The sequence below is a fragment of the Salinivibrio proteolyticus genome, assembly GCF_027286365.1.
Lineage (GTDB): Bacteria > Pseudomonadota > Gammaproteobacteria > Enterobacterales > Vibrionaceae > Salinivibrio > Salinivibrio proteolyticus.
Genome location: NZ_CP114584.1, coordinates 1,888,400 through 1,912,908 on the forward strand (window position 1 = coordinate 1,888,400; position 24,509 = coordinate 1,912,908).

31 protein-coding genes are annotated in these 24,509 nt (G+C 47.3%); 11 read left to right on the plus strand and 20 right to left on the minus strand.

Annotated features, from left to right (window positions below; genetic code table 11):
* Positions 1-520: 520 nt before the first annotated feature.
* The 12 genes from N7E60_RS09005 to N7E60_RS09060 all read right to left on the minus strand — a co-directional run bounded on the left by N7E60_RS09005 (position 521) and on the right by N7E60_RS09060 (position 7,589).
* On the minus strand, positions 521-2,062 hold the full coding sequence (locus N7E60_RS09005) for a sulfatase-like hydrolase/transferase (RefSeq protein WP_269597237.1): 1,542 nt from the start codon (positions 2,060-2,062) through the stop codon (positions 521-523).
* A 163-nt stretch (positions 2,063-2,225) separates the two neighbouring features.
* Positions 2,226-3,017 carry a TIGR02642 family protein gene (locus tag N7E60_RS09010; RefSeq protein ID WP_269597238.1) on the minus strand — a complete coding sequence of 264 codons (792 nt, stop codon included), beginning with the start codon at positions 3,015-3,017 and terminating at the stop codon, positions 2,226-2,228.
* Positions 3,014-3,487, minus strand: a complete 474-nt coding sequence (locus N7E60_RS09015) for a PDDEXK family nuclease (protein WP_269597239.1) — start codon at positions 3,485-3,487, stop codon at positions 3,014-3,016. The genes N7E60_RS09010 and N7E60_RS09015 overlap by 4 nt, the downstream gene beginning before the upstream one ends.
* Positions 3,480-3,815, minus strand: coding sequence for a nuclease domain-containing protein (locus N7E60_RS09020; protein ID WP_269597240.1), 336 nt, complete (start codon positions 3,813-3,815; stop codon positions 3,480-3,482). Before N7E60_RS09020 ends, N7E60_RS09015 begins: the two co-directional genes overlap by 8 nt.
* Positions 3,812-4,396, minus strand: coding sequence for a DUF1367 family protein (locus N7E60_RS09025; RefSeq protein WP_269597242.1), 585 nt, complete (start codon positions 4,394-4,396; stop codon positions 3,812-3,814). Before N7E60_RS09025 ends, N7E60_RS09020 begins: the two co-directional genes overlap by 4 nt.
* A 103-nt stretch (positions 4,397-4,499) precedes the next feature.
* Entirely contained in the window at positions 4,500-4,877 is a 378-nt protein-coding gene (locus tag N7E60_RS09030) for a hypothetical protein (protein ID WP_269597244.1), read from the minus strand.
* Between the two features lie 9 nt (positions 4,878-4,886).
* Complete coding sequence (locus N7E60_RS09035) at positions 4,887-5,201, minus strand: hypothetical protein (RefSeq protein ID WP_096629072.1); 315 nt, start codon at positions 5,199-5,201, stop codon at positions 4,887-4,889.
* Positions 5,191-5,826 (minus strand): DUF6475 domain-containing protein, encoded by a 636-nt coding sequence (locus tag N7E60_RS09040; RefSeq protein WP_269597245.1) that lies wholly within the window; start codon positions 5,824-5,826, stop codon positions 5,191-5,193. The genes N7E60_RS09035 and N7E60_RS09040 overlap by 11 nt, the downstream gene beginning before the upstream one ends.
* Positions 5,827-5,844: 18 nt before the next feature.
* Entirely contained in the window at positions 5,845-6,708 is an 864-nt protein-coding gene (locus N7E60_RS09045; protein WP_269597246.1) for a hypothetical protein, read from the minus strand.
* Complete coding sequence (locus tag N7E60_RS09050; RefSeq protein ID WP_096629080.1) at positions 6,708-6,938, minus strand: hypothetical protein; 231 nt, start codon at positions 6,936-6,938, stop codon at positions 6,708-6,710. The genes N7E60_RS09045 and N7E60_RS09050 overlap by 1 nt, the downstream gene beginning before the upstream one ends.
* Entirely contained in the window at positions 6,935-7,342 is a 408-nt protein-coding gene (locus N7E60_RS09055; RefSeq protein ID WP_269597247.1) for a hypothetical protein, read from the minus strand. The genes N7E60_RS09050 and N7E60_RS09055 overlap by 4 nt, the downstream gene beginning before the upstream one ends.
* Positions 7,311-7,589: a hypothetical protein gene (locus N7E60_RS09060; RefSeq protein ID WP_269597248.1), complete on the minus strand. Its 279-nt coding sequence runs from the start codon at positions 7,587-7,589 to the stop codon at positions 7,311-7,313. Before N7E60_RS09060 ends, N7E60_RS09055 begins: the two co-directional genes overlap by 32 nt.
* Before the next feature lie 129 nt (positions 7,590-7,718).
* Here N7E60_RS09060 and N7E60_RS09065 point away from each other — a divergent pair, with 129 nt between their 5' ends.
* Entirely contained in the window at positions 7,719-8,390 is a 672-nt protein-coding gene (locus N7E60_RS09065) for a helix-turn-helix domain-containing protein (protein WP_269597250.1), read from the plus strand.
* A gap of 60 nt (positions 8,391-8,450) precedes the next feature.
* On the opposite strand, the gene N7E60_RS09070 is transcribed toward N7E60_RS09065, so the two are convergent.
* The gene (locus N7E60_RS09070) at positions 8,451-9,827 is read right to left on the minus strand and encodes an IS4 family transposase (protein WP_269597251.1); all 1,377 of its coding nucleotides are present in this window, start codon (positions 9,825-9,827) and stop codon (positions 8,451-8,453) included.
* 455 nt (positions 9,828-10,282) lie between these two features.
* Here N7E60_RS09070 and N7E60_RS09075 point away from each other — a divergent pair, with 455 nt between their 5' ends.
* The 7 genes from N7E60_RS09075 (at position 10,283) to N7E60_RS09105 (ending at position 15,828) form a co-directional block, all read left to right on the plus strand.
* The gene (locus tag N7E60_RS09075) at positions 10,283-10,657 is read left to right on the plus strand and encodes a hypothetical protein (protein WP_269597252.1); all 375 of its coding nucleotides are present in this window, start codon (positions 10,283-10,285) and stop codon (positions 10,655-10,657) included.
* 1 nt (position 10,658) lies between these two features.
* The gene (locus N7E60_RS09080) at positions 10,659-11,600 is read left to right on the plus strand and encodes a Rad52/Rad22 family DNA repair protein (protein WP_269597253.1); all 942 of its coding nucleotides are present in this window, start codon (positions 10,659-10,661) and stop codon (positions 11,598-11,600) included.
* Entirely contained in the window at positions 11,590-12,672 is a 1,083-nt protein-coding gene (locus N7E60_RS09085) for a hypothetical protein (protein ID WP_269597254.1), read from the plus strand. Before N7E60_RS09080 ends, N7E60_RS09085 begins: the two co-directional genes overlap by 11 nt.
* A 163-nt stretch (positions 12,673-12,835) precedes the next feature.
* Positions 12,836-13,231, plus strand: a complete 396-nt coding sequence (locus N7E60_RS09090) for a hypothetical protein (protein WP_096629098.1) — start codon at positions 12,836-12,838, stop codon at positions 13,229-13,231.
* A 2-nt stretch (positions 13,232-13,233) separates the two neighbouring features.
* Positions 13,234-14,058 carry a DUF2303 family protein gene (locus tag N7E60_RS09095; RefSeq protein WP_269597255.1) on the plus strand — a complete coding sequence of 275 codons (825 nt, stop codon included), beginning with the start codon at positions 13,234-13,236 and terminating at the stop codon, positions 14,056-14,058.
* A 54-nt stretch (positions 14,059-14,112) separates the two neighbouring features.
* Positions 14,113-14,424 (plus strand): helix-turn-helix transcriptional regulator, encoded by a 312-nt coding sequence (locus N7E60_RS09100; protein WP_269597256.1) that lies wholly within the window; start codon positions 14,113-14,115, stop codon positions 14,422-14,424.
* Between the two features lie 75 nt (positions 14,425-14,499).
* Positions 14,500-15,828, plus strand: coding sequence for an anti-phage deoxyguanosine triphosphatase (locus tag N7E60_RS09105; protein ID WP_269597257.1), 1,329 nt, complete (start codon positions 14,500-14,502; stop codon positions 15,826-15,828).
* Positions 15,829-15,870: 42 nt separating this feature from the next.
* Here N7E60_RS09105 and N7E60_RS09110 read toward each other — a convergent pair whose 3' ends face one another.
* Positions 15,871-16,305 carry a hypothetical protein gene (locus tag N7E60_RS09110; RefSeq protein WP_269597258.1) on the minus strand — a complete coding sequence of 145 codons (435 nt, stop codon included), beginning with the start codon at positions 16,303-16,305 and terminating at the stop codon, positions 15,871-15,873.
* A 351-nt stretch (positions 16,306-16,656) separates the two neighbouring features.
* On the opposite strand from N7E60_RS09110, the gene N7E60_RS09115 reads away from it, so the two are divergent.
* Genes N7E60_RS09115 through N7E60_RS09125 form a run of 3 tightly spaced genes read left to right on the plus strand, consistent with a single transcriptional unit; the run spans position 16,657 to position 18,562 of the window.
* Entirely contained in the window at positions 16,657-17,043 is a 387-nt protein-coding gene (locus tag N7E60_RS09115) for a hypothetical protein (RefSeq protein ID WP_269597259.1), read from the plus strand.
* The gene (xisR, locus tag N7E60_RS09120; RefSeq protein WP_096629114.1) at positions 17,040-17,270 is read left to right on the plus strand and encodes an excisionase family protein; all 231 of its coding nucleotides are present in this window, start codon (positions 17,040-17,042) and stop codon (positions 17,268-17,270) included. Before N7E60_RS09115 ends, xisR begins: the two co-directional genes overlap by 4 nt.
* The gene (locus tag N7E60_RS09125; RefSeq protein WP_269597260.1) at positions 17,270-18,562 is read left to right on the plus strand and encodes a tyrosine-type recombinase/integrase; all 1,293 of its coding nucleotides are present in this window, start codon (positions 17,270-17,272) and stop codon (positions 18,560-18,562) included. The genes xisR and N7E60_RS09125 overlap by 1 nt, the downstream gene beginning before the upstream one ends.
* Positions 18,563-18,892: 330 nt before the next feature.
* Here N7E60_RS09125 and N7E60_RS09130 read toward each other — a convergent pair whose 3' ends face one another.
* The 6 genes from N7E60_RS09130 to fabF all read right to left on the minus strand — a co-directional run bounded on the left by N7E60_RS09130 (position 18,893) and on the right by fabF (position 24,468).
* Positions 18,893-19,672, minus strand: coding sequence for a TatD family hydrolase (locus N7E60_RS09130; protein ID WP_077639917.1), 780 nt, complete (start codon positions 19,670-19,672; stop codon positions 18,893-18,895).
* Position 19,673: 1 nt separating this feature from the next.
* On the minus strand, positions 19,674-20,690 hold the full coding sequence (holB, locus tag N7E60_RS09135; protein ID WP_269597261.1) for a DNA polymerase III subunit delta': 1,017 nt from the start codon (positions 20,688-20,690) through the stop codon (positions 19,674-19,676).
* On the minus strand, positions 20,663-21,301 hold the full coding sequence (gene tmk, locus N7E60_RS09140; protein WP_269597262.1) for a dTMP kinase: 639 nt from the start codon (positions 21,299-21,301) through the stop codon (positions 20,663-20,665). Before tmk ends, holB begins: the two co-directional genes overlap by 28 nt.
* Complete coding sequence (gene mltG / locus N7E60_RS09145) at positions 21,298-22,275, minus strand: endolytic transglycosylase MltG (RefSeq protein WP_408642348.1); 978 nt, start codon at positions 22,273-22,275, stop codon at positions 21,298-21,300. The genes tmk and mltG overlap by 4 nt, the downstream gene beginning before the upstream one ends.
* A gap of 32 nt (positions 22,276-22,307) precedes the next feature.
* Positions 22,308-23,135, minus strand: a complete 828-nt coding sequence (gene pabC / locus N7E60_RS09150; protein WP_269597265.1) for an aminodeoxychorismate lyase — start codon at positions 23,133-23,135, stop codon at positions 22,308-22,310.
* Positions 23,136-23,229: 94 nt separating this feature from the next.
* A complete protein-coding gene (fabF, locus tag N7E60_RS09155) occupies positions 23,230-24,468 on the minus strand; it encodes a beta-ketoacyl-ACP synthase II (RefSeq protein WP_069589102.1) in 1,239 nt (412 codons plus the stop codon).
* Positions 24,469-24,509: the final 41 nt, after the last annotated feature.

Consider the following 24,509-nt stretch of genomic DNA (forward strand, 5'->3'; position numbering starts at 1 on the left):
GTTTTTTCAGCAAGAATGCTCACAAAGTTAGGTTGCTAACACAATATCTTCTGAAGATCTTTCCCTCCTCAAGATCCTACTCAACACACGCACCGCACATCTTATTCAAACCATCCGCATTCAGCCGCAACGCACCGAGCCCTTCACATGCGCCACAGGCATTCATCTTCACTTGCCCAGTCCCGGTGCACTTCGGACACTTAGTGCTCTTGCTCGCCTGCTTTACTCGCTCAGCCTCGACAAATCCATTCAGCCAAGCAATTTCGTTCTGAAGTACTAGGCTTCGCGTTATTTTGCACGCTTATCCACCTATCAAGCCGAAACAAGTTCACTCTCGTTGTGTGCCTCTAACTTCCTATCACTTCCTTCAGACCCTGCCGTTTGCCAGCTTCGCTGGGCAAACAAAAAAAGCGGCCTTCAGGCCGCCTTATTTGCAACGAAATTTAATTTTTAGCGTAGAGTACAACTAACACATGTTCTAAAGCTGGATAGCATTGGTATACTTCAAGCATGCCGCCTGCTAGTCACAATTATCTTTCAATAGCTCAAGACCATCTTTTAGAGCATACTGATTCATAACTTGTTTCAGTTCCAGCACTATGTCACATCTTTCACCGTTATAGGACTTATTCTCGTATTGGTCATTTCGGAGGTTATATAGTCGAGTATAAGACCCCTCTTTCCCATAGCGTACAAGCTTCCAGTCACCTTTAATGACAGCTTGGACGCTCCCATCAGTTGGGTACAGCTTTGGTTCATGGAGAAACTGAAAGTATAAATAATCAAGCTGCTGGGCATTGCCCCCTCTAAACACATTCCAGAAACTCTTAGCTTTATGGATCCCAGATAACATCTGGTCCAAGGTATCCTTTATTTGATATTGTGCTAGGCGTGTATCTATATCTCTACTTTGTAAGCCGCCGCCAAAGGCAATCGTAGGTACGCGAATGCCTCCTTCATGCAGCGACCATTTATGTCCACGCAAGCCTCCGTTGCTGTCAAAATAGTCATAGCTTCCTACTCCTCCAGCAGTATGGTGTCCATTATCACTACTAAAAAATATAATGGTATTCTCGTATAAGCCTCGCTCTTTTAATACGTCAACAATCCATTTTACATGGACGTCAAGTCGAGTGATCATGCGCGCTAGCGTTGCTCTTGGATCGTCTACATGGCGACGAAATATATCGCTTCCTTTCCATGCTTTTTCAGGATAGTTACTGTTGCCTTTTCCGTCTGTATATAACATCTCATAGTTGGGTGGAGTTACCAACTCTGCATGGGGAAGTTGACTAGGTAAATACATAAAGAATGGCTTACCCTGATCTGCCATTTTATTAATATGGAGTAATGCCTTATGTATAATCAAATCAGGAAGGTAATCATCTGGACGAGTCTTAAATCGCTGGATACGTCCATCTTTTATTTGAAATAGGTCTTGCCTAATAGCGTCTCCGTAATAAGGACGCTCAGGTGTCCCTTCACTGGGGTTTTCTGGACTGTCATGGTAGTATACATGAGCGTCTCGATGACTCATAAAGCCTACAAAGTGATCAAAACCTGCATCAATAGGATCTCCAAGGCGCTCCCACTCATCAGGTAAATCACCCAAATTGTCCATATTAGAACAATTAACATGATCAGAAGGGTGCCCTTTAGGGATCCCCATCCCATACTTTCCCCACACACTCGTATCATAGCCATATTGCTTGAACATTTGAGCGATCGTAGGCTCTCTACCAAAAGCGCTGTCATTGACTCTCCATACCGACTCTCCCGTATGTAAGCCAGTAAGCAAACTATTACGTGCAGGTGGGCAAAATGGAGCTGATGTATAAAAGTTGTTAAATCTAATACCATTAGCTGCAAACTTATCAAGCTCTGGAGTGATGATTCTTTTTTGCCCATTCCATCCAACTTGACCATATCCTAAATCATCAGCATATATAATGATGACATTTTTTTTTGAACTGTTAACACCATTTTTCCCTGTTTGGGCAAATGCATTGCAGCTCGTACCAATTAACATAATTGTCAAAAGAAAGCTTATTAGATTATTCATTCACGCACCTTCAAAGAAAAAGCAAAAAACACTTTCTATATTTCCGTAAGTTACTTAAATGGAAGGACAAAATAACAAACTATCTGTATGCCTTTCATTATATATATGCCCAATTTGTTATCTACTACGCAATCTACAATAGAAAGTTATATAAAAGCGGCTTTTAAGCCGCCTTCTCCCCCATCAAATACTTACTCAACGCATGCGCCGCCTCATCGTGCGCCACATCAAGCCACCACAGCGTCTGCGTAAACGCAGGCTCCAGCTCATCACGCCAAAGTTTCTCCGACAATCGCATCCCATTACTTCGGAGCACCTTCTTCAAGCCATCCGCTGTCAGCCACAAGGCACCATGCCCTTCACATGCGCCACAGGCATTCATCTTCACTTGCCCCGTCCCGGCGCATTTCGGACACTTCGTACTCTTACTCGCCTGCTTCTCTGCGTATGTATCAAGCCGCGCCCGCTCTGCCTCTACAAGCCCATTAAGCCGAGAAATTTCTCCCTGATAATGCTTTTGCCTAAACTCGCTCGTCGCCGCTAGCTCCTGCTTCTCAACTTTAGCTATGCTCAATTTGTAGCCACGAATAAGCCGCTTGCTGCGTTTGGCTTGCTCACTGTGCGCTTTCCACAGCGTCTTCAGCTTGCGCGCCTGGCTAGGAGTCGGGGTACCGTGAAACGCATCTATCGCGGTCAGAACAATGTACTTACCTAGATCTTTACGGACAGTCTCTCCCAGCTTCAGCTTGTTAAGCAGTCGTTGCTCAATCCGCTCCCGAGCCTGCGCATCATCAAGCCATCGCCACATGATCGCATCACTGCCCAACGGGTGTTCACGCTGCAATTTACCCAGCACACCCAAAATCACATCACCCGTAAGTGTCTGGCGCCCACGCTGCATACTCGGCGTCTTCTCCAAATGCATACGAATAAATAGCTCTAACCCTCGGCTCATGCGGCACCTCCCAATGTCGGCCCCTGCAATTGGCCAGTTAAGTACTCAGTAATAAGTGTTTTCATTTCGTCTGCGCTGTAGCAGTAGACGAATAGATAGTTTTGGTTTGTCAGGCGCATTTCCCATTTGCGTTGCTCAACACTAATGCGCCCGCCATTTGGCTCTTTCGCTTCAATGCGCAGGCCGTGATAGCCACACGCAGCCACGTCGAGAATGTAATCCGGGTAGCCTGGCTGGCCGCCAAGGCGATAGAAGTCGGCTCGTGCTTTTTTGCCGCGCTTACCTTCATTCGGTATATGCGTTAGAAAATCACCCACGGTAATGCCAGCGAGCATGGTTTTGCGCGCCCACTTTACCAGTTCTGCGCACTCTTCGGTTTCGGCCTCGCGGCGCACTTTCTTCACACTGCCACTCTGTTGCTTAATCCGTCCCAGCTGGCGCTCTAGGGAATAAACGTTGTCATCAAACATACTTGGCCCCCTTAATCTCAATAACGCCGTCACGCACACGGCGCATCAGAGTTATGTGCAATGCGCGCAGCATATACTGCTCACGCTCGCCCGGTTCGAACTCGTAACCGATTCGACCATCGATGACATCATGACAAGCAGAGCACGCATCAACGCCCCAGATATCATCCGACTTGTAAGCCATTCCATGTGTCTCGCTTGGCAAGTGCGCAAACACGACAGTTTCCGGGTTGTAATTACATACTCCCAAAACCTGCAATGCGCACTGCTGTCCACGCGCCGCGTCGGTAAGTTTTTTGCTGCGTAACGCAGGTGCTTTCGCCTTCATGCAAACCCCAACAATATATTGACTGCTCTGTCCACCTCGGCCTCAGTTGTGAAATGGCTATGCAGTATGTGATTCCAGATAACCGTCAATGAGGCTGTGTAGAGCTCGTCGAACTCGCGATCATCCATATTGGCGAAAGAAATCGACTTGGCTTCGCGTTTAACAGTGCCGTTAGGTAACGTCACCGTTTTGTAGAAACCAGCTTCGGCCACTACCCATTTTCGATACGCGGTAAAACTCTTTTCGACCTCGATGTTGGCACGCTTTCCCGCCAATGCATTCAGGTAGTCGTTTGCAAGGCTCAATAAAACATTCTCCGCGCCTCCTAGTTTTGAAAGCTCTCTTGCAAACCGGCACACTAAATTCCTTTCTTGTGGTGAGATAGCACCGCCAGAAGGAGTCCAGTAGTCAAATCCAAGGTTCAATAAAGCAAAGTACTTTCTATGTAACCGCGGGTTCCGATTTTCTTTGATGATCCCTTCCAATACCGAGCCAACACGTTTTTTATCGATTAAGGCTTTATCGTCGTCGGTTAGCGGCATGAGGGCACCGCCCGGCAACTTAACTAGAGACAATTGCATCAGTCGTGGTCTCTCTCATCGCTGCGGAAGAACGTCCCAAGCCATAGCAAATAAGCAACTAACACGATGACGGCCCATACAATCAGGCCAATACTCTGTGCCGTCATGCTGCCTCCTGTTCTATTTGAGCATGCAACCAAGTCACCGGTACCAACCGGTAAACATGTACGATCGTGCCTCGGTCACTTGTGTAATAGACGCGCTGCTTCACCAGACCATGTTTGAAAGGTCGAACGTCGCGTAAACGAGCAGATATCGCGGCTTGGGTATCGGGTGTCTCTGGGAAGAAATATTGAATGTCGGCTTCAATTTCTCGAAGCGTCTTCCAAGCAGGGCCTCGCGTGAGTGTGACAACGCGGCCGAACTGCGTCTTAGAATTGATAGGATACCTGCCCGACTTAATCCAACGCGCAATATGTTTGCGAATGTCTACAACCTCGCGGATTGGTGTTTTCACTGGATGCGGTTTAGTGATTGGCATACTTATCCCTCACGCGACTAGCCCAGAGCGGGCGTTCTCGATAGCAACGTGACGCGAAACAATGGCTTTTGTTGGCATCAACATATGAATGCCAAAATAGAAACCACGCAACTTGGCCAGCTGACACATGAGGATTGCATTATCCCGGCCTTGGACTCCTCGTCGTTGCCAACCACGAACTGTGATCTCAGACTTGCCGGTGCAACCCGCGATATCTTTCACCGCTTGTGTCTTATCGCCAGCGTGTAGCGACAACAAACGCATATATGCTAGGAAAGCATCAGACGCCAACTCTCGGCGCATTTCTTCATTTTTAGGCTGCATGGCTACCTCCAGTGATCAGTTTGCAAGTATTGGCTAGTGCGGTTGGTGCAGAGCACTTTTCGAAGCCGCCTTTGAATACCAAACGGCAGGCATCGGTTTTACCAACAGTTAGCGGTGGGTCGATGGGAAAACCAGCTTGTACGTTTCCCATTTCAGCGATGCCAACCAGCTTGGGCGGATAGTTTTGTGGCCGATGAAACAAGTAAGTCCGGTACCGGTTTTCGAACTCTCTCGCGACGAACTTGAGCTCACTTTCTGGGTAGCGGCAAATTGCTGGCCAGCCTCCCATATCATGGATCACTGCATGAATTAGCGCATCGTCGAACACGATGGAGCTATGCCCACCGACGGCACCAATTGCGCGGCTAACTTTTGCCCAAGCGATAAGGGCCCTATCGTTGCTCGTGCCACCCATCAGCTTGATGAGATCTGCTGGTTTCGGTGCAAACTGGCCGTTATCAGGGTTTTGGGTATGCCTTGATAGTGCCTCGGTAACGGCACTCAAGTCGTAGTGTTTTAGGGCTTCCCAATACACACGCAGCACACCCTTGGAGGCCTCTCGGCCATACACTGCGAGCACATCGGTAAGCTCAGTAGCAAACTGTTTTCGGTCGTTGTTAGTCATTGGTCGTTACCTCGTGTTTTATTCGTGGTCGTACACGATTCCGCAGTCACTCTCGCCCAGCCACTCGTCAACAGCGCTGCGGTTTCGCTGTTCGAGTTGCGCTTGTTTGCCCATTGATTGCCCAACTGCTTGCTTCTGGTAGTTTTCAAGCCAAGCAACTTCAAAGCCCTGCCATCCACGCTCGACGCAAATACCTAGAACGTCATCGACGGTGAGCCCGAGACGCTGATTTGTCTCCGTGAGCTTTGTACCGAGTCGATTAATCACGGTCTGGGTGATGGGAGCACGTTTTTTATCCCGAAGAGTTTTCCAGTCTTTGAAAATCTCCGAAGAGGGTTCACTCGGCCAAGTTGAGAAATCGAACGCAGGCTTGCGCGTATTACTGTTGTTCGGATCTGTGATCGGATCTGTGATCGGATCTGTTATTGATTGGGCGGTTCCGCCCTGTGGATTGGGCGCATCCGCCCCGTGGTTTGGGCGATTCCGCCCAATGGATTGTGCGGGTTCGCCATAACGATTGGGCGATTTCGCCAAAACGGTTTTTGCAGCTTCTATTAGTGCTTCAAAGTTGATTTTGAAATGCGTTGTCGGTGCACCATTGGCGCGCCTAACTCTCGTTTCAATAACATCAGAGTGCAGTGATTTAGCTTTAGAAATGGCACGCTTAACCTGATCACGACTAAGCTCCAGTTCCTCTGCCAATTCAACTTGGCTTTTGTAAAACCACCCACCTTTTTGAGAAGCGCGATTCGACCAAAATATAAGCTGACTCAGAACGGCCGCTACGGTGTAGTTGCCTCCACACATGCGAACAACAACACGCGATATGGAAAGGTTCGCGCCCTGCCCCAGCAGTTCGCCTATGATGACGTGATCTTTCATTAGTGCAGCCCCTGCCATTGATTCGTATGTGGCATACAGACATAGTTTTCAGGCCCCATCATTGAAGGGGCTGAAATAGATTTGATGGTAAGAGAGAGTCGCATTTGGTCAGGACGAACGCCGCGGCGATTAGCCGCAGCATTGATGACTAACTCGCTAAATGCATCATGTGCATCTAGGTTGTCGATCTTACGTACTCCACGTACATACTGCATAAGGATGCTGCTCACAGCTCCTCCTCACGACGAACTAGCTCCAAGCGATGGCTTGCCGGAGGCATGTGAACGAATTCACCCTCTATTGGCTCAGCTTGGCGTTTGGCTCGTTTGTCAATTTCAGGGAAAAAGTCGAGGTCAGGAAAGCCTTGGTCGCGCCATGCGGCCAACACTTCACGATGTAGCTCAGGATCTTCAGCAAGAAGATCGATGATTGCGTCAATAAGTAAAACGTTTGAAAGCACTGCTTTGGGTTGCCCAAGCTGTTTACTCAATACTGAGAGCAAGTCGCTTTCTTGCTCAGTAAACCGAACTTTTACTTGGCTATCTCGTACATCTTTCATCGATAGCCCGGGTTTACCGATCAGCCTGTTTCTCTCAAGCTGATCAAGCCGCCGCTGAATGTATGGTTTGGTCATTGGTCGTTACCTCGTTGGTCGTTTGTTTTTCTAAAACAAGTTTGAGTCCCTTCATATTTCTTCCATACTGGATAGGATCATATCTGTATGGGATAGCCTCACTTAGGTGGCATAAAAGAGCTACGCGTTCAGGGACTTTACGCTTCCAGTGTGTGGCTCTTTCAACGTCAAAGGCTTTAGCAATGTTTGCCTCTGTCCCAAAAGTACAGAGCAATAGGTCATACAGTTGGTCGTTTTTAGAATCCATATTTACCTCCGGCATCCAAACCAATTGTATGTTTCTCTACATTTTCGCGCAAGTTTTCTTTCGTAGGTTTTTGATTCATAGAATATGTGAAAATGTAGATAATTTATGGTTTAACTTAGGAGCGGCCAAATGCTGGATTTCGGCGGTAGGCTAAAACAAAGAAGGGACGAGCTTGAGCTGACCCAAGACGAAGTTGCGGCTGGCGTCAAAAAGCTCGTTCCTGAACTCTCTTTTAACCGAGTAACGCTATCCAATATTGAAAATGGAACCCAAAAGAGCGTTAAAGACCGTATCCTTCTGGCACTAGTAAAAGTTTTAAAATGCTCACCTGATTGGCTAGTCTATGGGGAAGGAGATAAGGAACTTGCAACGTTTGGAAACAACGTATCAACCGGACCAAAAGTAGAACAAAAGTGTCCATTAATCAGTTGGGTACAAGCTGGTGTATTTACATCAATTCAAGAGTTTCCGGAACAAGATTACTCCTACTACCCTTGTCCCACTCGGTGTGGCCCACGAACCTATATACTGGAAGTTAGAGGGGACTCGATGTCGCCTCGTTTCGAAGAAGGGGACTTAATATATGTGGACCCTGACCAAGTAGAAGCCGATCACGGAAAATTTGTTATCGCTCAACTAGAGGATTCCCCTGAGGCAACTTTTAAACAGCTTCAAGTCATGGATGGACGGAAGCTACTTAAAGCTCTTAACCCAGATTATCCGCCTGAACTTAAATATATACAGATCAATGGTAACTGCAGACTAGTGGGTACAGTAATCGCCCACGTTAGACCGATCTAACATCTATATAGTTCGCAGTTCTGTCATTTAGCCCGCCTTTGCCTGTCTCTTGATCACATCTCAGAGGTCAAGAGACTGGGCTAGTAGGTAACCTTCAAGGATGGTTTGTAACATAAACCATCCTTCCCATAACCTTTCCCAGCCAACTCGGCCATTACGTTTTGAGTCATGCCAACCGGCTAACTTCCCGAGATTAATGTACGCCCAATACAGACTGGGAGCATGCTTTGGCGGCTTACTCTTTTCCTGTTTAGACCACAGAAGCTTCCAAGCCAGCGGGCTTAATATCGTTTCACAACTCTGTTTTTCGGCCTCTTCTTTATTGAGTCCGAGGTAACGCAGTTGGTGCAACCGCACCGCGATGAAAGCCAGTATCACGACCATTCGCTCTAAGTTTTCTTTACTTTGCATCCGCAGGCCTTCGACTTGAGTTCCGCCGCTCTTCCATGCTTTGTGAAACTCCTCAATCAACCAGCGCTTTTCGTAGTAATCCAATATGCGTGCAGCATCTTCTTTCGTCCGGACGGGCTCTGATGTCAGAATATGCCAGTTCAGGCCTTTCTCATGGCCAACTTCCTGACAACCCACGTAATATAACGGCACAGGCTCACCTGTTTTATTGGCAGGGATCTTCACCGTCACCGGTGCGTAACGCACTTCGCAGCTGGCTTTACGAGCCTTGCGACCGCCTTTCTGCCTAACCTGAACCGTCCTAGTGCCAGCATGCGCCAAGGAGTCGCTGTACTGGTAAAGTCTCTCCTCACTTTCCTTGATGCAGCGACTTTGCATTGAACGCACAATAAAGCGTTGCTGATGCGAGATCTTGTAGGTCAGGTATTCGATAACATCAGCCTCCCGGTCACAGACCGAGATAACCTTCTGAATTCCGTTCCCGAGACGAGTTTCCATAGCTCGAGAAGCGCGTTCCCATTTATAGCTTTCTTTTTCTATGTAAGGCCTGCTCGCATGGCGCTGATTCTGCCCGTAGGCCTGGAGATCTCTGGTCCAGCGTTCTTGCTCAATCAGACCAACGACATGTTGCTCTTCTGGCGCAAACAGCAAGACAGAATGGGCATGCATCCCTCGGGAGCGCTTATTGGATGTGGTATGCCCCATTTCTCCCCGAACGGTCTGATGGGAAAACTCGAGCGAAGTTGTATCTTCAAGGGCGAGTAAGCAATCATAGTGCTTTGTATGTTCAACTGTTGCGGCAAAACCCGCTTCAGCAATGGCTTGTGGATCAATGGCTTGATTCCGAGTAAAACGATAGGCCGCTTCAATATCGGCGGGAGATTTTAAAGACTGCACGAGGGACTGTCCTAAGTGGTTGGCCAGAGAGGAGGCAAGTTTAACCAGACGCTTGGTTCGGCGGCTATCACCTAATTCGGTATGGTAGAAGGTATCCTTGGCCCATTGCTCAGCATCTGTTGAAAACATAGTCACTTACCTCAACTTATGATTTTTTGTTGAGATCAGTCAGGCAGATAAAGGTTCAAAAAAAATCCCTCGATTCTCATCGAGGGATTTGTGTAGGAAAGCCAGGCCTTTGCGGGCTTTTTTTGTTCAAAAACCGCTGCCCCAGATAAAAATGTAAGTTTACCTACAATAATCGTTGACACAGAGATGTAGGTTTATGTACATTTCGATGTAGGGAAACTAACCACCACTGTAACAAGAGCAGTTCAATACACATACGAAAAAGCCCCGCACTATGGCGGGGCCTATTCGGGGAGAGGATAACGACCAAATCATGCTCTCCCAGTTGCTTACGCAACTAAAGGTAACAACCAATCCCAACTAGAGGAATTGGATTAACCAGATTAACGACCAAGAAAATCTGGTCAGCTCACGGGCTAACGACCAAGAAAGCCCATAAACACGAGGATTTTATCATGATTTCTGGATTTGATAACTACTTAGATACACAACTTACAGAGCACACTAAGCAACTCGATCGCCAAGACGCTCGTGAAGAGGCCATCAAAGCATTTATCACACACGGAAAAGATCGAATTCTGGGTAATCAAGAATTCTGCCGACTTTCATTTAGCGACTTTGGATCTTTCTACTTTGGCGACTTCCATGAGGGACGCGCCGCCGATGGTCTGCTTAAGTTCTTAATGGACTACGACCCCGACCAACCTCATGTAATGCAGAAACTATTAAGCCTTCAGGCATTCGCCTATAGCGCTCTCGATTCATTTATGGACGAACAGCGCCAACGTATCGAAGCAGAATTCGATCGTGAAATGACTGAGGCTGCTTGATATGGACGCAAGCCAACAACAAGAGCTGCTCCAAGCCATGTTCGAACCCGAGGATATTGAGTGGCGTGTTCAGCGCGCTGGCTTTTTCGGCGATAAACCTTGGGTAATGGCAGTCCCTTATATAACAGCTCGTGCAGTGCAAGAACGCTTTGATGATGTGTTTGGTGCTTTCGGCTGGGAACCCGCCTTTCGGGACATAGTATCCGAGGGCCGGATCATCGGTTGTCAATGCGGTATTACCGTCCACACCGAAGCACGTAGCATTACTAAGTGGGATGCCAGTGAGAATACCAACAACACCAACATCGACGCGATAAAGAGTGGTCGTTCTACTTCGATGAAACGTGCTGCCGTTCAATGGGGCGTGGGTCGGTACCTCTATCAAATGGACACCACTTTTGCAGAGTGCCGACAAGCATTGAGCTTTCGAGACAAGGTGATGGGCAATATCCATGTGGTCAAGAGCAAAGGTAAGCCGGATATGTATATCGACTGGCGCACACCTAACCTACCCCACTGGGCGATTCCGAGAAGAAACTTTTCTGTCTACTTCGACGATATTCGCGCCGCGACCGATATGGACCAGCTTTCCATGGCACTTAGCGAGGCCATTAAAGCAATCAAAGCCTCGCAAGACATGGAAGCAAAGGCAGAACTACAAATACTCCGCGCTGAGAAAATCGAAGAACTTGAATCGAAAGATAGTGAGCGACAAGAACAGAAAACTAGAGAGCTTATGGCCAAGTCACTCGATCTATCAGCACTGCTTCGGAACATCCCGACTAAGGGAGCTTTGTTTAATGCCTTTGAAAAGGGCGTTCTTCAACTGACGAACCAAGGCAAAAAGGACGGTATCTCCTCGGTAGGTGCAATCGAGACACTGAGAGAAACCTATAAATCACTGAAACACCGAATGGATGAAGGTAACAGCCATGACCAATAACACTGCACTAATCACCCTAGACCAAATTACGCACATGCCTCCTTCTAAGGCTGTTGATGTGCTCCGCAACAAGGACAGCCTGACGTCCATTATCGAACGAGTTCGAGTAGAGGCTACCAGTGAAGTCCTAGATGTAAACCAAAAGAAAGACCGCGAACGCATGGGCTCACTCGCTCGGACGGTTAGCACTAGCAAAACGACGCTAGTTAAGGCAATCAAGGCTGCGATTGCCGATATGGAAACAAAGGTCAGAGATGTCAAAGCGACCTGCAAATATGCAGAAGATGAGCTGAATAAAATACGTGATGAAGTACTGGCTCCGCGTAAAGCTTGGGAAGAGGAACAGGCTCGTATACAGAAAGAGCGAGAGGAAGCAATTTTCCTACGCATCGAAAACATTCGACAAATGGGCAACGTTCAATACATCGCTGATCTTTCTGAGTTGAAAGATATGGCTAACGCTCTCGAAGCTATGCCGATCACCATAGAGCACTTTGAGGAGTTCGTCGTTGACGCGATTTCAGCTCGTGATGAGGCGTTAAGAAGCATTAACGACGCCATTATTCATCAAGTCCAAGAGGAAGCTCGCGCCAATGCACTAGCAGAGCAACAAGTCACTATTGCAATCAATGAGATCAGACTTATTCCGACAGAAGCGTTCTCTAAGTGTGCTAGCGAAATTGCTCTAATGATCAGTGAACTAAAACAAAAAAGCATGAGTCTATCTGCCGATTCGTTTGGTGATCGCCTTACAGAGGCGCAGCAGGCGGCGGATACGTCCTTGCAGCAACTACAAATACTGCTCAACTCAAAATCTGAGGAAAGCCAAGGCTCTACTCCTATCACGCTGAACAGCGAGCAAGTTGAATCAGCTACACCCGCCATCAAGCGTGCGAGCTTAGTATCAACGACTCAACACCAACTAGAGAGTGGCATGGTTTCAATCTCGATGCGCGAATACCGCCACTTGCAGCAATGCGAGGCAGAACTAGAGGCCCTAAAAGCCTTTGGCGTTGACAACTGGTCTGGCTACGCCGATGCAATGGCATCACTAAACGACCGCGCAGCATAAAACAACGGCCCCTGTTGTTCAGGGGTATTTAGAAATGCATTCGGTGAGTGTGTTTCTAAATCCCGCTCTTTAACAATTTGGAACACAACCGAATACAAGCCAAGTCATACGGCCGCCGGATTCGGCGTTGGCGGTCAATTCCAACACTAACAAGGTAACGACCATGACTGAGGAAAAGAGACCCCTTGAAAACGAGCGCATCACGAACTTCCCCAAACTAATGCAAGACATTGATGGAGGGGTTGTATCAAACGTGCTTGGACTAGCGCTATCAAACGTTGGCCGCGCAGTCGCCGCATCGAACAAACAAGGGGAAATCACAGTAAAAATAAAGCTCAAACCCGGAGGTAGCAGCGATAACTCCTTCCTAGATCTTATCGCTGGCATCACGGTTAATGAGCCAAAGATGAATTTCGGCCAAAAGAAAGAAGATTTTCAATATCGGTCAATCGCCTATGTAGGCAAAGGCGGAAAGTTGACCTATGACCGCCCCAAAGAGGACGTAAATGGCCAACTCACATTTGATAATCAACCGCGTAAACTTAAAGAGGTGCGCTAATAATGATGGATAAGTCTGCAATCACACAAATACAAACACTTGGCTCTGCCCCGGTACTCTTAGAGCAACTTGCGAAAACGGGCTTTCCAGTTGCAGCACTACCAGAGAATTTTCATCTTCATTCACTTGAACCATTCATGCCACAACGAAACCAGTTTCGTGGCACGATGAAAACAAGTCATATCGAAGAGTTCGTTAACTACTCCATCAAGTATGAAATTGACGGATCACAGTGCTTCATCAATCCAGACGTAATGACAGCTGAAGCTATCTTCGACCTAGGCACCCAATCAATGCCCGGCCATTGCAATCACAAAGCTCATCTAAAGCTCAAGCCAACAGCCGACTTTCAGGAGCTCAAAGACATAAACGACGAACGTCTGTCTCAGAAAGTACTAGCCGAATGGATTGAAGATTTCAGTGACAATCTGCAAGCATTCGAGCGCGATGGAACAACAATTGATATAGCAGTAGCGAGCGCAGCTATTCGAAACATGACGTTTGAACACAAAAGAGGTGGAGAGTCATCGGTAGATGATTTTAGTGCCAGCCAGTCTGAATACGAATCTATGGCTATTCGCACCAAAGAAGAATATCCCATGCCTGCAGTATTCAAATTCACGTGCATACCCTACCACGGACTTTCAGAGCGTGGCTTCGAGCTGCGCATGAGCACAATCGGCAATCAAACCTTAGTGCTTCGCATCAAGAAGATCGAAACGCACGTGGAGGCCATGGGCGAAGAGTTCAAGGGCATCATCATCGATAAGTTATCCAACGAAGACGCTAAACACATCAAGACGTTTATCGGCCAATTCGCAAGCTAAACCAAGCCTGGGGCTCCGGCCCCTTTTCAAACGACCTACATGAGGTAACGACCAATGACCACACCATTTTCAGCACGACTACATCAAGCGCGCATTGACGCCGGACTCACTCAAGTATCTGTGGCTAAGCAGCTCGACTGCGCCCGTCAAACCTATCTAGATCTTGAAACGGGAAAAACAGAGCCGCGGCTTAGCAGCATCGAGGCGCTATCCAAAATTATTGGCGTCGATAAAAACTGGCTTGCGTTTGGAGAGAGCTCTGGCGAGATCTATCAGCCAGCGGTTATCAATATTGATGGAATGCGGTATGTTCGCCATCCACAACACAAAATGTCAACCAAAAAACACATAAAGTCCAACAAATGAGACAGTCTCTTTATATGTCTGGTGGTACAGTGCTTTGAAGGTTCTGTAAACATATCAAAAGTTCAGGGAGATAGCATGGGCTGGTCAGATAAGGAATTAAGAGCAAGGAGATCTGGTGATACAAAGAAAAGGTCGCAAGATGTTAGGAGCGAGTACGATAGAGATGAAGCAAGACTAATCCACTCAGCAGCATTCAGACGATTGCAGTCTAAGACCCAGGTTCTAGGTCTGGGTGAAAGTGATTTTTACAGGACACGGCTTACTCATTCAATGGAGGTTGCTCAAATAGGGCGAGGTATTGTCCTAAATTTATCCAAAACCAACCCAAAGCAAAAAAAATATTTGCCTGACACATCACTAATTAGTGCTATTTGCCTAGCCCATGACATTGGCCATCCTCCTTTCGGCCACGGTGGAGAAGTTGCTCTTAACTATTGTATGCGAGAACATGGCGGTTTCGAAGGTAATGGGCAGACATTAAGAATATTGGGGAAATTGGATAAATACAAGCGTGGATATGGCATGGACCCAACTAGAAGAATGTTATTAGGCGTCTTAAAGTATCCAAACAAATACAGTTCTGTCGTTAACAATTCATTCTATCAAGATAAAGATTTTAGACTGCCTAACTGGCTGTTTAAATCCAAATATCAAAAACCTCCAAAATGCTATCACGATTGTGATCAGGATATTATAGATTTCATTTTCAAACCTTTCTCCTCTGAGGACATAAAAAAGTTCACTGAAAAAGATGATATCGAAGATAAACATAGCGATAGCAGGTATAAATCATTAGATGCATCTATAATGAACTTGGCGGACAACATCTCTTACAGTCTACACGATTTAGAAGATGCTCTTTCTCTAAAAATGATAACAAAAAACGACTGGAAGCATCACTTCAGACACAACAAAGATTCTTTTGAAAAAGTTGGAATTTCTTATAAAGAAATAACTGAAGATCTATTTAGTGATAGCTATAGAAGAAAAAATGCAATCGGTTCACTTGTCAACCTAATGATCTCTAACTCTAAGATAAAATATAATGGTTCAGGTTGCTCTCATCCAATACTCAGATATGGTGTTTTTTTAGACAAAAAAACAGAGAGTCTTCGTGAGGAAATTTTCTCTCTAGTGAATAAAAAGGTAATAAAACATGAGAATGTTCAACAACTTGAGTTTAAAGGGCAGAAGCTTGTTGTTGAGCTATTTGAAGTTTTATCAAGTGATCCTGAGCGATTTTTACCAAAAGTAACACTTGAAAAATTGGAAGAAAATGAAAATCGGCACATGAAGGAAAGAGTGATCTGTGATTTTATATCGGGAATGACAGATGACTATGCAACACGATTTTATGAGAAAATATTCACACCTCAAAAAGGCTCAATTTTTGATAGGCTATGATAAGTATAAATGAGGAGCAAATGCTCCTCATTTTCGTGATTACTAACTAATACTTCCAGAACAACTGCTTGACTTAGGCATATCGACATGAAATTTAAAGCCTTTTTTAGGGCTTCCAGTAACTTTCACCTTGACTAGTTGATTATTATCTTCTGGTGCTATATTGCATCGCTTGTCTTTATATTGATATTTTTCCCCCGAGAATTCAAAAGATATGCTCCAATGATCATATCTAGGGTTAGGTGTTGAATCATAAGATACATTCTTTACGATTGGTGATTCTTCATTTTTATCTAGAGTTATACCATCAGCAATAGCTAATTTCTCTCCAGGATGACCTGTTATTGAGTTACTTTGCCAGTACTTAGCAACAACATTATGTAGTTCTACCGTACTTTGATTTGTAACACATATATCGCACTTTGTGTTTGTTGCATTATCCTCGTGAGAAGTAGGCTCGACTATTTTTGTATCCATAGCAATTATCCTTTTAGTGAGGTTTGATTTTCGTATTCTAAGAATTGAACGTCGAACTTCTCAGTCTCACTATAAAAATAGACTATTAACGTATTTTTTTGGAAAACACAAACAAATATATAGTTACGTGATAGGCATCTAAAAAAGCTAAGAGATAAATCATTATACCTTTCAAAAAATGATAGATATCTTCATTTTGCGATAATTCATTACTAGATATTTTAAAAAACATGAAATGAATATAAACATCAAAGATCCTGTAATGTAATAGAAATGCATCTCGAGAAATCTAAATCAGAGCCCCTTCCATAACCACATGACGGGGCTTACCTTCGCCCAAGGAGGTAGCCCATGCTCTGCACTCGATGCCAAACCAGCGAAGCCATTGCCCATACACGCTTCGACTCATACTGCGAAAACTGTAGCTCAGACTTAGCACTGGGCCTGCTCTCTGCTTGTCGGCTATCTGATACCGCAATCAAAGCCCTGATTGCGTCTGGCTGGGATATGCCAGTCATCACACTCCCCCACTACTCTGCAACTGACATAGCAAAAGAGATCGATGTCTCTCCTCAGAAAGTGGGCCGAGTGGCCAATGCAAATCAACTTAAACGCCAAGAGTTCGGTGAGTGGCGGCTCGACCAGGCCGCCAATAGCAAAAAGCAAATCGAAACCTTTTGGTACAACGACTACGGCCGGAAACGGCTTTTACAACTCTTCGAGGTAACGACCAAATGACCACACTGGTAGAACTAGTGCAACCCAACGATTGGGTTGAAGAAAAGATGCTAAGTCAATTGACCGGGCTTGGCAGGAAGACCATAGAAGAATTTCGACTCAACGTCTGGATTGAAGGTGTTGAGTTCATCAAGGTATCTCCTTCTGGACGCCTCAATGCAAGAAAGGTGCTATACAACCGTAAAGCTATCGATAAATCGTTCTACAACTACCAGAGGATTGCGTGATGACACCGGAAGGCATAGAAGTACGTGGCACATCAATCCGTATCTGGTTTTTGTATAAAGGAAAACGGTGCAAGGAGACTCTTAAAGGCTGGTACTCAACGCCAGCTAATATTCGTAAAGCGGGACGGTTGCGCGCCGTCATCGTCTCTGAGATCTCTGATGGTACATTTGATTATCTCGCACGATTCCCAAATTCCAAGAAAGCGAGAGAGCTCGGCAATGTGGCATCAGTTAGTAAATCAATGACAGTAGAGGAGCTCTTTGAGAAGTGGCTCAACGCAAAAGCAGCGGATTACTCGATAACAACGCTGAGAAATAAGCGTTCAGTGGCCAAGACCTGTATTCAAATTCTTGAACCAGAGAAGCTAGCCATTAACGTCAACTATGAAGATGGGTTGCTTCTACGAAGCCAGCTCATTTCTGGCCAGACCCTTTATAGCCATCGGAGCAATAAGAGGGGGCGTTCAGCGGGGACGGTTAACTCTTACATGTCATTGTGCGCCGAGGTGTGGCGCTTCGCTTGCCTATCAGGCTATATAAACTCAAACCCGTTCGAGACAATCAAGCCAGTACGTAGTGACGATACCGAGCCGGACCCACTTGAATATGATGAATTCCTGTCGCTGATTAATCATCCCTCCATTACTGAACAAGAGAGAAATCTTTGGACAGTAGCGGTATACACCGGATTACGTCACGGCGAACTCTGCGCGTTGTCATGGGAAGATATTGATCTTAGTGAAGGCGTGATCAGAGTAAGTCGTAATTTGTCGGTAGCCGGTTACTTTAAGGTGCCAAAAACCAAAGCCGGTGAACGCACTATCAACTTGCTTGGCCCTGCTATTGATGCGTTGACTCGGCAAAAGGCCCTTACTTACGTGATGCCCGAAGAAAGTGTAACGGTCTTACTCCGTGAGCCCGGCAAGAAGAGACAGGACTATTGTCGATGGGTATTTAAGCCAACAAGGAATGCAGCACCAAAAATCAATGCTGGAAGCCACTACAGCAAAAACGGCTTGGCAATCGTCTGGGATAGTTGCATGAGACGAACAGGTATACGACGCCGGACGCCTTACCAAACGAGACATACATATGCTTGTTGGATGTTGACCGAAGACGCGAACCCAAGTTGGATAGCTCGCCAGATGGGTCATAAAGATGCGCGAATGGTGATGACAACATATGGCAAGTTTATGCCTAGTCAGAGCGGTGTGCAGGTTGAAAAGCTAAACAAACGCTTTGCAAGCGTGTCCCATACGTGCCCCATTGGAAAATCAAAAGATCGTAAATAGCATTAAAAACATGAGGTTATGATTCATATGGTATTTTACGTAACGAATTAATACATTGCGTAATAGCGATGCAATAACACCTATTAACTGTTTAATTTCAACCGTTTACGGTGTTTTTGATTCAAATCAAAAATCGATAACGACATTGTCTGTGTGGTGACTTTGACGTCAATATGACGTGATTTTGACCAAAAAATAACAGCCGTATCTGCACGTCATCAGGTGGGTTACATGCATCATACGGCGTGAAACGATTTTATTTTACTCACCCGATATCCAATGAAATGGCAAAAGAAGAAAAAGCCCGGCATTATTGCCGGGCTATTTGAATTAATTAGCTTTCGCGCCGCTAAAAAGCGCAAAAAAGTTGCGGCTTGTGACATCACAAACCGTCTCAACCGTTTCCCCTTTGAGCAGCGCGATATACTCAGCAACTTCCCGCACATAAGCAGGCTGGTTTTGCTTACCGCGATAAGGCACCGGCGCCAAATAAGGCGAGTCAGTTTCTACCAACAAGCGCTCTAGCGGTAAACGACGTACCACCTCTTTAAGCTCGGTCGCCTTATTAAAGGTTACGATACCTGAGATAGAAATATAAAAGCCTAGCTCAATAGCCGCTTCGGCCATCTCGTAACTCTCTGTAAAACAGTGTAGCACGCCACCCACACGTTCAGCCCCTTCCTCACGTAAAATCGTCAGTGTATCTTCACGTGCCGCGCGGGTATGAATAATCAGTGGTTTATTAAGCTCTACCGCTAAACGTACGTGCTGGCGGAAAATCTCTTGTTGCTGTTCGGCTAACTCAGGTTGGTAATGGTAATCCAATCCTGTCTCGCCAATGGCCACCACACGATCATCAGCGGCAAGGGCCTTTAAACGGTCATAATCGAACCCGTTTTCAATATCGAGTGGGTGCACACCACACGAAGCAAAGACTTCGGGGTAAGGACGAATCATCTCCAACATCGCGGGGAAGCTATCCAGCGTAACCCCCACCGAGAGAAAGTAATCGACACCCCTTGCCTTCGCTTTATCTAATACATCGGCGACATTCTGGTGTAGTGCGTCATAATCCAGTTTGTCGAGATGGCAATGAGAGTCTATTAACACGTTATTCTCCAATCGTTAATAACCACTGGCTAATCACAAGTTCCGTGTTTAGCCCTGAATGCTTGGTCAGTTGCCGTTGCATATGATGTAGCGCGCGCAGCTGACTGTGTAATTGATGGGTTTCTAGCGCCTCAGCCACTTTTACTACCACGGGTTGGTGATGGTGATGAATGAGCGCGTTGGTCGCCCCTTGACGCCACTTCATCACATCAAGCAAAAAGTAGCTGGCCCAGTCCAATGAAGCGGGATAGTGTGAAACCAACTGGTCGAGCGTGTCAAATAGGCCCGAGCGTGTGACCAAGTAGTCCGCTAGCTGAGTCACAACCGCATGGTGATGATCCAATCCCCCTGAGGCCACAAATTCTTTTGCCGCCAATGGTGCGCCACGATATAGCGCAACCGCATGATAAGGCACATCTCGCTGTAATGCTTGCTCGACCCATTGCTTAGCCACCTGCATCTCCGGTTGGGGAGCTTTCCACACGCTACAACGGCTGATGATTGTCGCCAGTAAGGTGTCTAGCGAATCACTGAGCAAGACAAAATGACAGGCTGAGGGTGGCTCCTCAAGCGTTTTGAGTAATGCATTGGCGGCAGCTTCACCGAGCATTTCTGCCGATTCGATAATAATGAATCGTGCGCCACCCAGTTGAGACGTTTCAGTCGCTTTACGCTGGCTTTGACGCACCGCATCAATGCTGATTTGTTTGCCGGGTTTTTCTGGCTTTAGCCAATGTACATCCGGGTGATTGCCGGCTGCATAAAGCTGACAGCTATGGCAGTGCCCACAAGACTGCTCTGTCTGTGTTTGGCATAAGCGTGTCTTTGCCAGCACGCTTACCAACTCGCCACGGCCACTGCCGATTGGCGCCGCGAGCAATAGCGCATGCGGCAAACGTTGTTGCGTCAGTAAGTGTTGCCAGTGAGACCACATCGGTGCAAACCAAGGCAACACCTCCGGTGCTGGGATAGATGGCGTTACTGTGTCACTCATGGCGTGTTTTGTGTCGTTAGCCATTGGGTTAAGGCCTGTTCAATGCTGCGAGAAACCGTGTCGAGTGGCTGTCCCGCATCGACAGTCACCACGCTCGGATCCGCCATAGCAAGGGCCAAATAACGTGCTCGTGTCCGTTCAAAAAAGTCGAGTTGCATGGTTTCAATCCGATCCAGTTCGCCACGACCGCGAGCACGAGCAAGCCCCTGACTAGGCTCAATATCCATATACAAGGTCAGCGAGGGCGCAAAATCCCCCAATACCGTGGCTTTAAGGCTTTGCATCAGCGCAGCATCCATGCCACGGCCACCACCTTGATAGGCTTGCGAGGACATATCATGGCGATCGCCAATCACCCACTGGCCGTTCGCTAAAGCCGGTTTTATGACGTTTTCTACCAGCTGTACGCGCGCCGCATACAAAAGTAATAGCTCGGCTTTGTCGGTGAGAGGCTCATCCGGGTGACCTTGCTTAACCAAGGTACGCATTTGCTCGGCCAGCGGTGTGCCACCGGGTTCACGGGTGGTGATCACGTCATCGATGCCATGTTGGTGTAGCACCTGCTTCACCTTTGCAATAGCCGTGCTTTTACCCGCCCCTTCGAGGCCTTCTACAACAATAAAATGGTTCTTCATTGGCTCTTTAACACTTTTAGGTAATCACGCACCGCTCGATTATGCTCGGCCAGCGTGGTAGAAAATTGATGGCCGCCTTTCCCTGTCGCGACAAAATAATAGTATTGAGTGGTGGCAGGCTGTGCCGCCGCCATCAGTGATGCCATACCCGGCATGGCGATCGGCGTTGGCGGTAGCCCTTTTATCACATAGGTATTGTAAGGCGTCGGGGTGCGTAAATCTCGCTTACGAATATTGCCATCATAGTTGTCGCCCATGCCATAAATCACCGTCGGGTCGGTTTGTAAACGCATTCCCCGACGCAGCCGATTGACAAAGACGGAAGCCACCTTGGTGCGCTCGGCATCGATCGCGGTTTCTTTCTCGATAATGGAGGCCAAAATTAACAGCTCATACGGCGAGTCGATCGGCAGGTCATCGGCCCGATTTTGCCATGCCTTATCGAGCGACGCTTGCATCGCTTGGTATGCGCGACGCAACAAGGACAAATCCGTATCCCCCACATCATAGGCATAGGTTTCGGGGAGTAACAAGCCTTCAAGCTTGGTGTACTCCGCCCCTAACCGCTTGGCGATGTCAGCTTCATCAAGCGCCGTCAATGTCTGCTCGAGATGCGGTGCCGATGCCATTTGTAACCGCCACTGTGCGAAGGTGCTTCCCTCAATAAAGGTGATGGCATCTTGATATTGCTGCCCCTCACGTAAAGTTGCGAACACCTCACCTAAGCTTTGCCCCGGCTGAATTTGAAAGGTACCCGCTTGAATCCTTGTCAACTCAGGATACACCCGAGGTGCTACCTTGGCCCATACTGTCGCCGTCAGCCAACCTTTATCTTCAAACTGATTGATAACTTTATGATAATGCGCCCCTTTCGCAATCGTCACCAGTTGTGGTGACTCAAGATTTAACGGTGACGCCACATAGGCTTTTGTCTGCCAAAGCGTCCAGCCTGCCAGCGCGACAAGCAGACACATAAATAGGCTGATCAGCCCGAATATTCGCTTTTTTAGCACGCGTTTAACCTCTGCTGTAATGCGCTTGCCAACGTATGATCAGAATACAATATGTGGTCAATGTGATTCACAGGGACCACTTTCATTAAGGTATTGGTGATAAAGACTTCCTCTGCTTGATCAAGCACATCCGGTCCCTGTTGCACCAAGTGACAGCGATAACCAGGAATTTCCTCAAGCATCGCCATAACGCGCTGACGCATCAGCCCATCCACGCCGGCATAGTGCAGCGCGGGCGTATACACATCGGCGCCTTGACGCCAAAATAGATTCGATGCTGTGGTCTCGACAAGGTTGCCAAACAGATCGCATACCACCAGATCGTCGACAGTGGCTGAAGATTGCTTATTGCGTTGGTCAAGTTCGCGCTTGAGTAACACTTGCTCCAACCGATTCAGATGTTTCAGGCCTGCCAACGGGGAGGCACCCAGCTGTCTTTCAGTGGTCGCCAACGAAATCCCGTGCTGCTGCCATTGATAGTAATGCTGAGGAAAAGCATGAAGGGTCACGATATCGGTTGGCTGCTGGCACCCCGCGGGGCTGTAGCCGCGTCCACCTTGCCCACGCGTGATCACGATTTTGACCACCTGCTCTTGGTTTGACTGCGCACAAGCGTAAGCGACCGTTTGCTGTAGCCGTAACCAATCGACACCATCGATCGCGAGCTGTTGGCAGGTCGACATCAATCGTTCGAAGTGCGCATCAGCATGCTGCAGCACACCCTGAGCACTCTGGCCCGTGGTAAAACAACCATCACCAAATTGCAGTCCCCGATCGGTGATCGGTACTGTTGCGCTCGGTTGTCCATTGACCCACTGCATGATGCCTCGTCACTCCACAAATAAAAACGGCCCGATAAATCGGACCGTTACTATATCAAAATCTTTAATCACTTTGCGCTCAACACGCGTACAATTAGATTTTCTTGAAGATCAGAGAACCATTGGTGCCACCAAAGCCGAATGAGTTACACAATGCGTAATCCATTTTCACGTCACGGGCTTCATGCGGAACATAATCCAGATCGCAACCTTCGTCGACATTTTCGAGGTTAATCGTTGGCGGTACCGCCTGATCAATCAATGACATCGCAGTGATAATCGACTCAACGGATCCGGCCGCACCAAGAAGGTGTCCTGTCATCGACTTGGTCGAAGACACCAGAACACGGTCTGCTGCGTCACCCATCGCGCGGCGAACGGCTTTACTTTCAGCCACGTCACCCGCAGGCGTCGATGTACCATGAGCATTCACGTAACCGATTTGGTCTGGCGTAATACCCGCATCACGAATCGCCGCTTCCATCGCTAATGCAGCGCCGGAGCCGTCTTCGCTCGGTGAGGTCATGTGGTAAGCATCACCACTCATACCGAAGCCAACCAGCTCACAGTAAATTTTCGCGCCACGCGCTTTGGCGTGTTCGTACTCTTCCAGCACCATAATACCGGCGCCGTCACCGAGCACGAAACCATCCCGATCTTTATCCCAAGGACGCGACGCCGCTTGCGGATCGTCATTGCGGGTTGACAGTGCTTTCGCTGCCGCAAAACCGCCAATACCGAGCTCTGTGGAGGCTTTTTCTGCGCCACCGGCAACCATTGCGTCGGCATCACCGTACGCAATCATACGAGCAGCATGACCAATATTGTGAAGACCTGTGGTACAGGCCGTTGAAATCGAGATATTCGGGCCACGCATGCCATAGTTGATAGAAACATGACCGGCGATCATGTTCACAATGGTAGAAGGAACAAAGAAAGGACTGATTTTACGTGGGCCTTTTTCCACCAATGCACGATGGTTTTGTTCAATCAGACCAAGACCACCGATGCCAGAACCAATTGCCACACCAATACGGTGTGCATTGTTGTCATCTACAGCTAGTCCGGAGTCTTGAATGGCTTGAACACTGGCAGCAATGCCGTATTGGATGAACAAGTCCATTTTGCGTGCATCTTTCTTCGACATGTAATCTTCACAGTTGAAGTCTTTTACCATGCCGGCAAACTTAGTGGCAAAGTTGGTGGTATCGAAGTGCTCGATAGCCGAAATACCGCTTTGGCCAGCCAGCAGGGCCTTCCATGACGACTCAACTGAGTTACCCACGGGTGATAGCATACCCATGCCAGTCACAACAACACGACGCTTAGACACGATGATGTTCTCCGGAGAATATAAGTTTGGAAATTAGAATA

What these genes read in the sequence shown, in the direction of transcription:
- N7E60_RS09020 (WP_269597240.1), bottom strand. Translation starts at nt 3,815, where the DNA reads ATGAAGGCGAAAGCACCTGCGTTACGCAGCAAAAAACTTACCGACGCG.
- N7E60_RS09105 (WP_269597257.1), top strand. Translation starts at nt 14,500, where the DNA reads ATGGGCTGGTCAGATAAGGAATTAAGAGCAAGGAGATCTGGTGATACA.
- N7E60_RS09075 (WP_269597252.1), top strand. Translation starts at nt 10,283, where the DNA reads ATGATTTCTGGATTTGATAACTACTTAGATACACAACTTACAGAGCAC.
- tmk (WP_269597262.1), bottom strand. Translation starts at nt 21,301, where the DNA reads ATGAAGAACCATTTTATTGTTGTAGAAGGCCTCGAAGGGGCGGGTAAA.
- N7E60_RS09095 (WP_269597255.1), top strand. Translation starts at nt 13,234, where the DNA reads ATGATGGATAAGTCTGCAATCACACAAATACAAACACTTGGCTCTGCC.
- N7E60_RS09080 (WP_269597253.1), top strand. Translation starts at nt 10,659, where the DNA reads ATGGACGCAAGCCAACAACAAGAGCTGCTCCAAGCCATGTTCGAACCC.
- N7E60_RS09115 (WP_269597259.1), top strand. Translation starts at nt 16,657, where the DNA reads ATGCTCTGCACTCGATGCCAAACCAGCGAAGCCATTGCCCATACACGC.
- N7E60_RS09035 (WP_096629072.1), bottom strand. Translation starts at nt 5,201, where the DNA reads ATGCAGCCTAAAAATGAAGAAATGCGCCGAGAGTTGGCGTCTGATGCT.
- pabC (WP_269597265.1), bottom strand. Translation starts at nt 23,135, where the DNA reads ATGCAGTGGGTCAATGGACAACCGAGCGCAACAGTACCGATCACCGAT.
- N7E60_RS09045 (WP_269597246.1), bottom strand. Translation starts at nt 6,708, where the DNA reads ATGAAAGATCACGTCATCATAGGCGAACTGCTGGGGCAGGGCGCGAAC.
- N7E60_RS09070 (WP_269597251.1), bottom strand. Translation starts at nt 9,827, where the DNA reads ATGTTTTCAACAGATGCTGAGCAATGGGCCAAGGATACCTTCTACCAT.
- N7E60_RS09090 (WP_096629098.1), top strand. Translation starts at nt 12,836, where the DNA reads ATGACTGAGGAAAAGAGACCCCTTGAAAACGAGCGCATCACGAACTTC.
- N7E60_RS09005 (WP_269597237.1), bottom strand. Translation starts at nt 2,062, where the DNA reads ATGAATAATCTAATAAGCTTTCTTTTGACAATTATGTTAATTGGTACG.
- N7E60_RS09025 (WP_269597242.1), bottom strand. Translation starts at nt 4,396, where the DNA reads ATGCAATTGTCTCTAGTTAAGTTGCCGGGCGGTGCCCTCATGCCGCTA.
- mltG (WP_408642348.1), bottom strand. Translation starts at nt 22,275, where the DNA reads ATGTGTCTGCTTGTCGCGCTGGCAGGCTGGACGCTTTGGCAGACAAAA.
- holB (WP_269597261.1), bottom strand. Translation starts at nt 20,690, where the DNA reads ATGGCTAACGACACAAAACACGCCATGAGTGACACAGTAACGCCATCT.
- N7E60_RS09100 (WP_269597256.1), top strand. Translation starts at nt 14,113, where the DNA reads ATGACCACACCATTTTCAGCACGACTACATCAAGCGCGCATTGACGCC.
- N7E60_RS09040 (WP_269597245.1), bottom strand. Translation starts at nt 5,826, where the DNA reads ATGACTAACAACGACCGAAAACAGTTTGCTACTGAGCTTACCGATGTG.
- N7E60_RS09030 (WP_269597244.1), bottom strand. Translation starts at nt 4,877, where the DNA reads ATGCCAATCACTAAACCGCATCCAGTGAAAACACCAATCCGCGAGGTT.
- N7E60_RS09010 (WP_269597238.1), bottom strand. Translation starts at nt 3,017, where the DNA reads ATGAGCCGAGGGTTAGAGCTATTTATTCGTATGCATTTGGAGAAGACG.
- N7E60_RS09110 (WP_269597258.1), bottom strand. Translation starts at nt 16,305, where the DNA reads ATGGATACAAAAATAGTCGAGCCTACTTCTCACGAGGATAATGCAACA.
- N7E60_RS09060 (WP_269597248.1), bottom strand. Translation starts at nt 7,589, where the DNA reads ATGGATTCTAAAAACGACCAACTGTATGACCTATTGCTCTGTACTTTT.
- N7E60_RS09065 (WP_269597250.1), top strand. Translation starts at nt 7,719, where the DNA reads ATGCTGGATTTCGGCGGTAGGCTAAAACAAAGAAGGGACGAGCTTGAG.
- N7E60_RS09055 (WP_269597247.1), bottom strand. Translation starts at nt 7,342, where the DNA reads ATGACCAAACCATACATTCAGCGGCGGCTTGATCAGCTTGAGAGAAAC.
- xisR (WP_096629114.1), top strand. Translation starts at nt 17,040, where the DNA reads ATGACCACACTGGTAGAACTAGTGCAACCCAACGATTGGGTTGAAGAA.
- N7E60_RS09125 (WP_269597260.1), top strand. Translation starts at nt 17,270, where the DNA reads ATGACACCGGAAGGCATAGAAGTACGTGGCACATCAATCCGTATCTGG.
- N7E60_RS09015 (WP_269597239.1), bottom strand. Translation starts at nt 3,487, where the DNA reads ATGTTTGATGACAACGTTTATTCCCTAGAGCGCCAGCTGGGACGGATT.
- N7E60_RS09085 (WP_269597254.1), top strand. Translation starts at nt 11,590, where the DNA reads ATGACCAATAACACTGCACTAATCACCCTAGACCAAATTACGCACATG.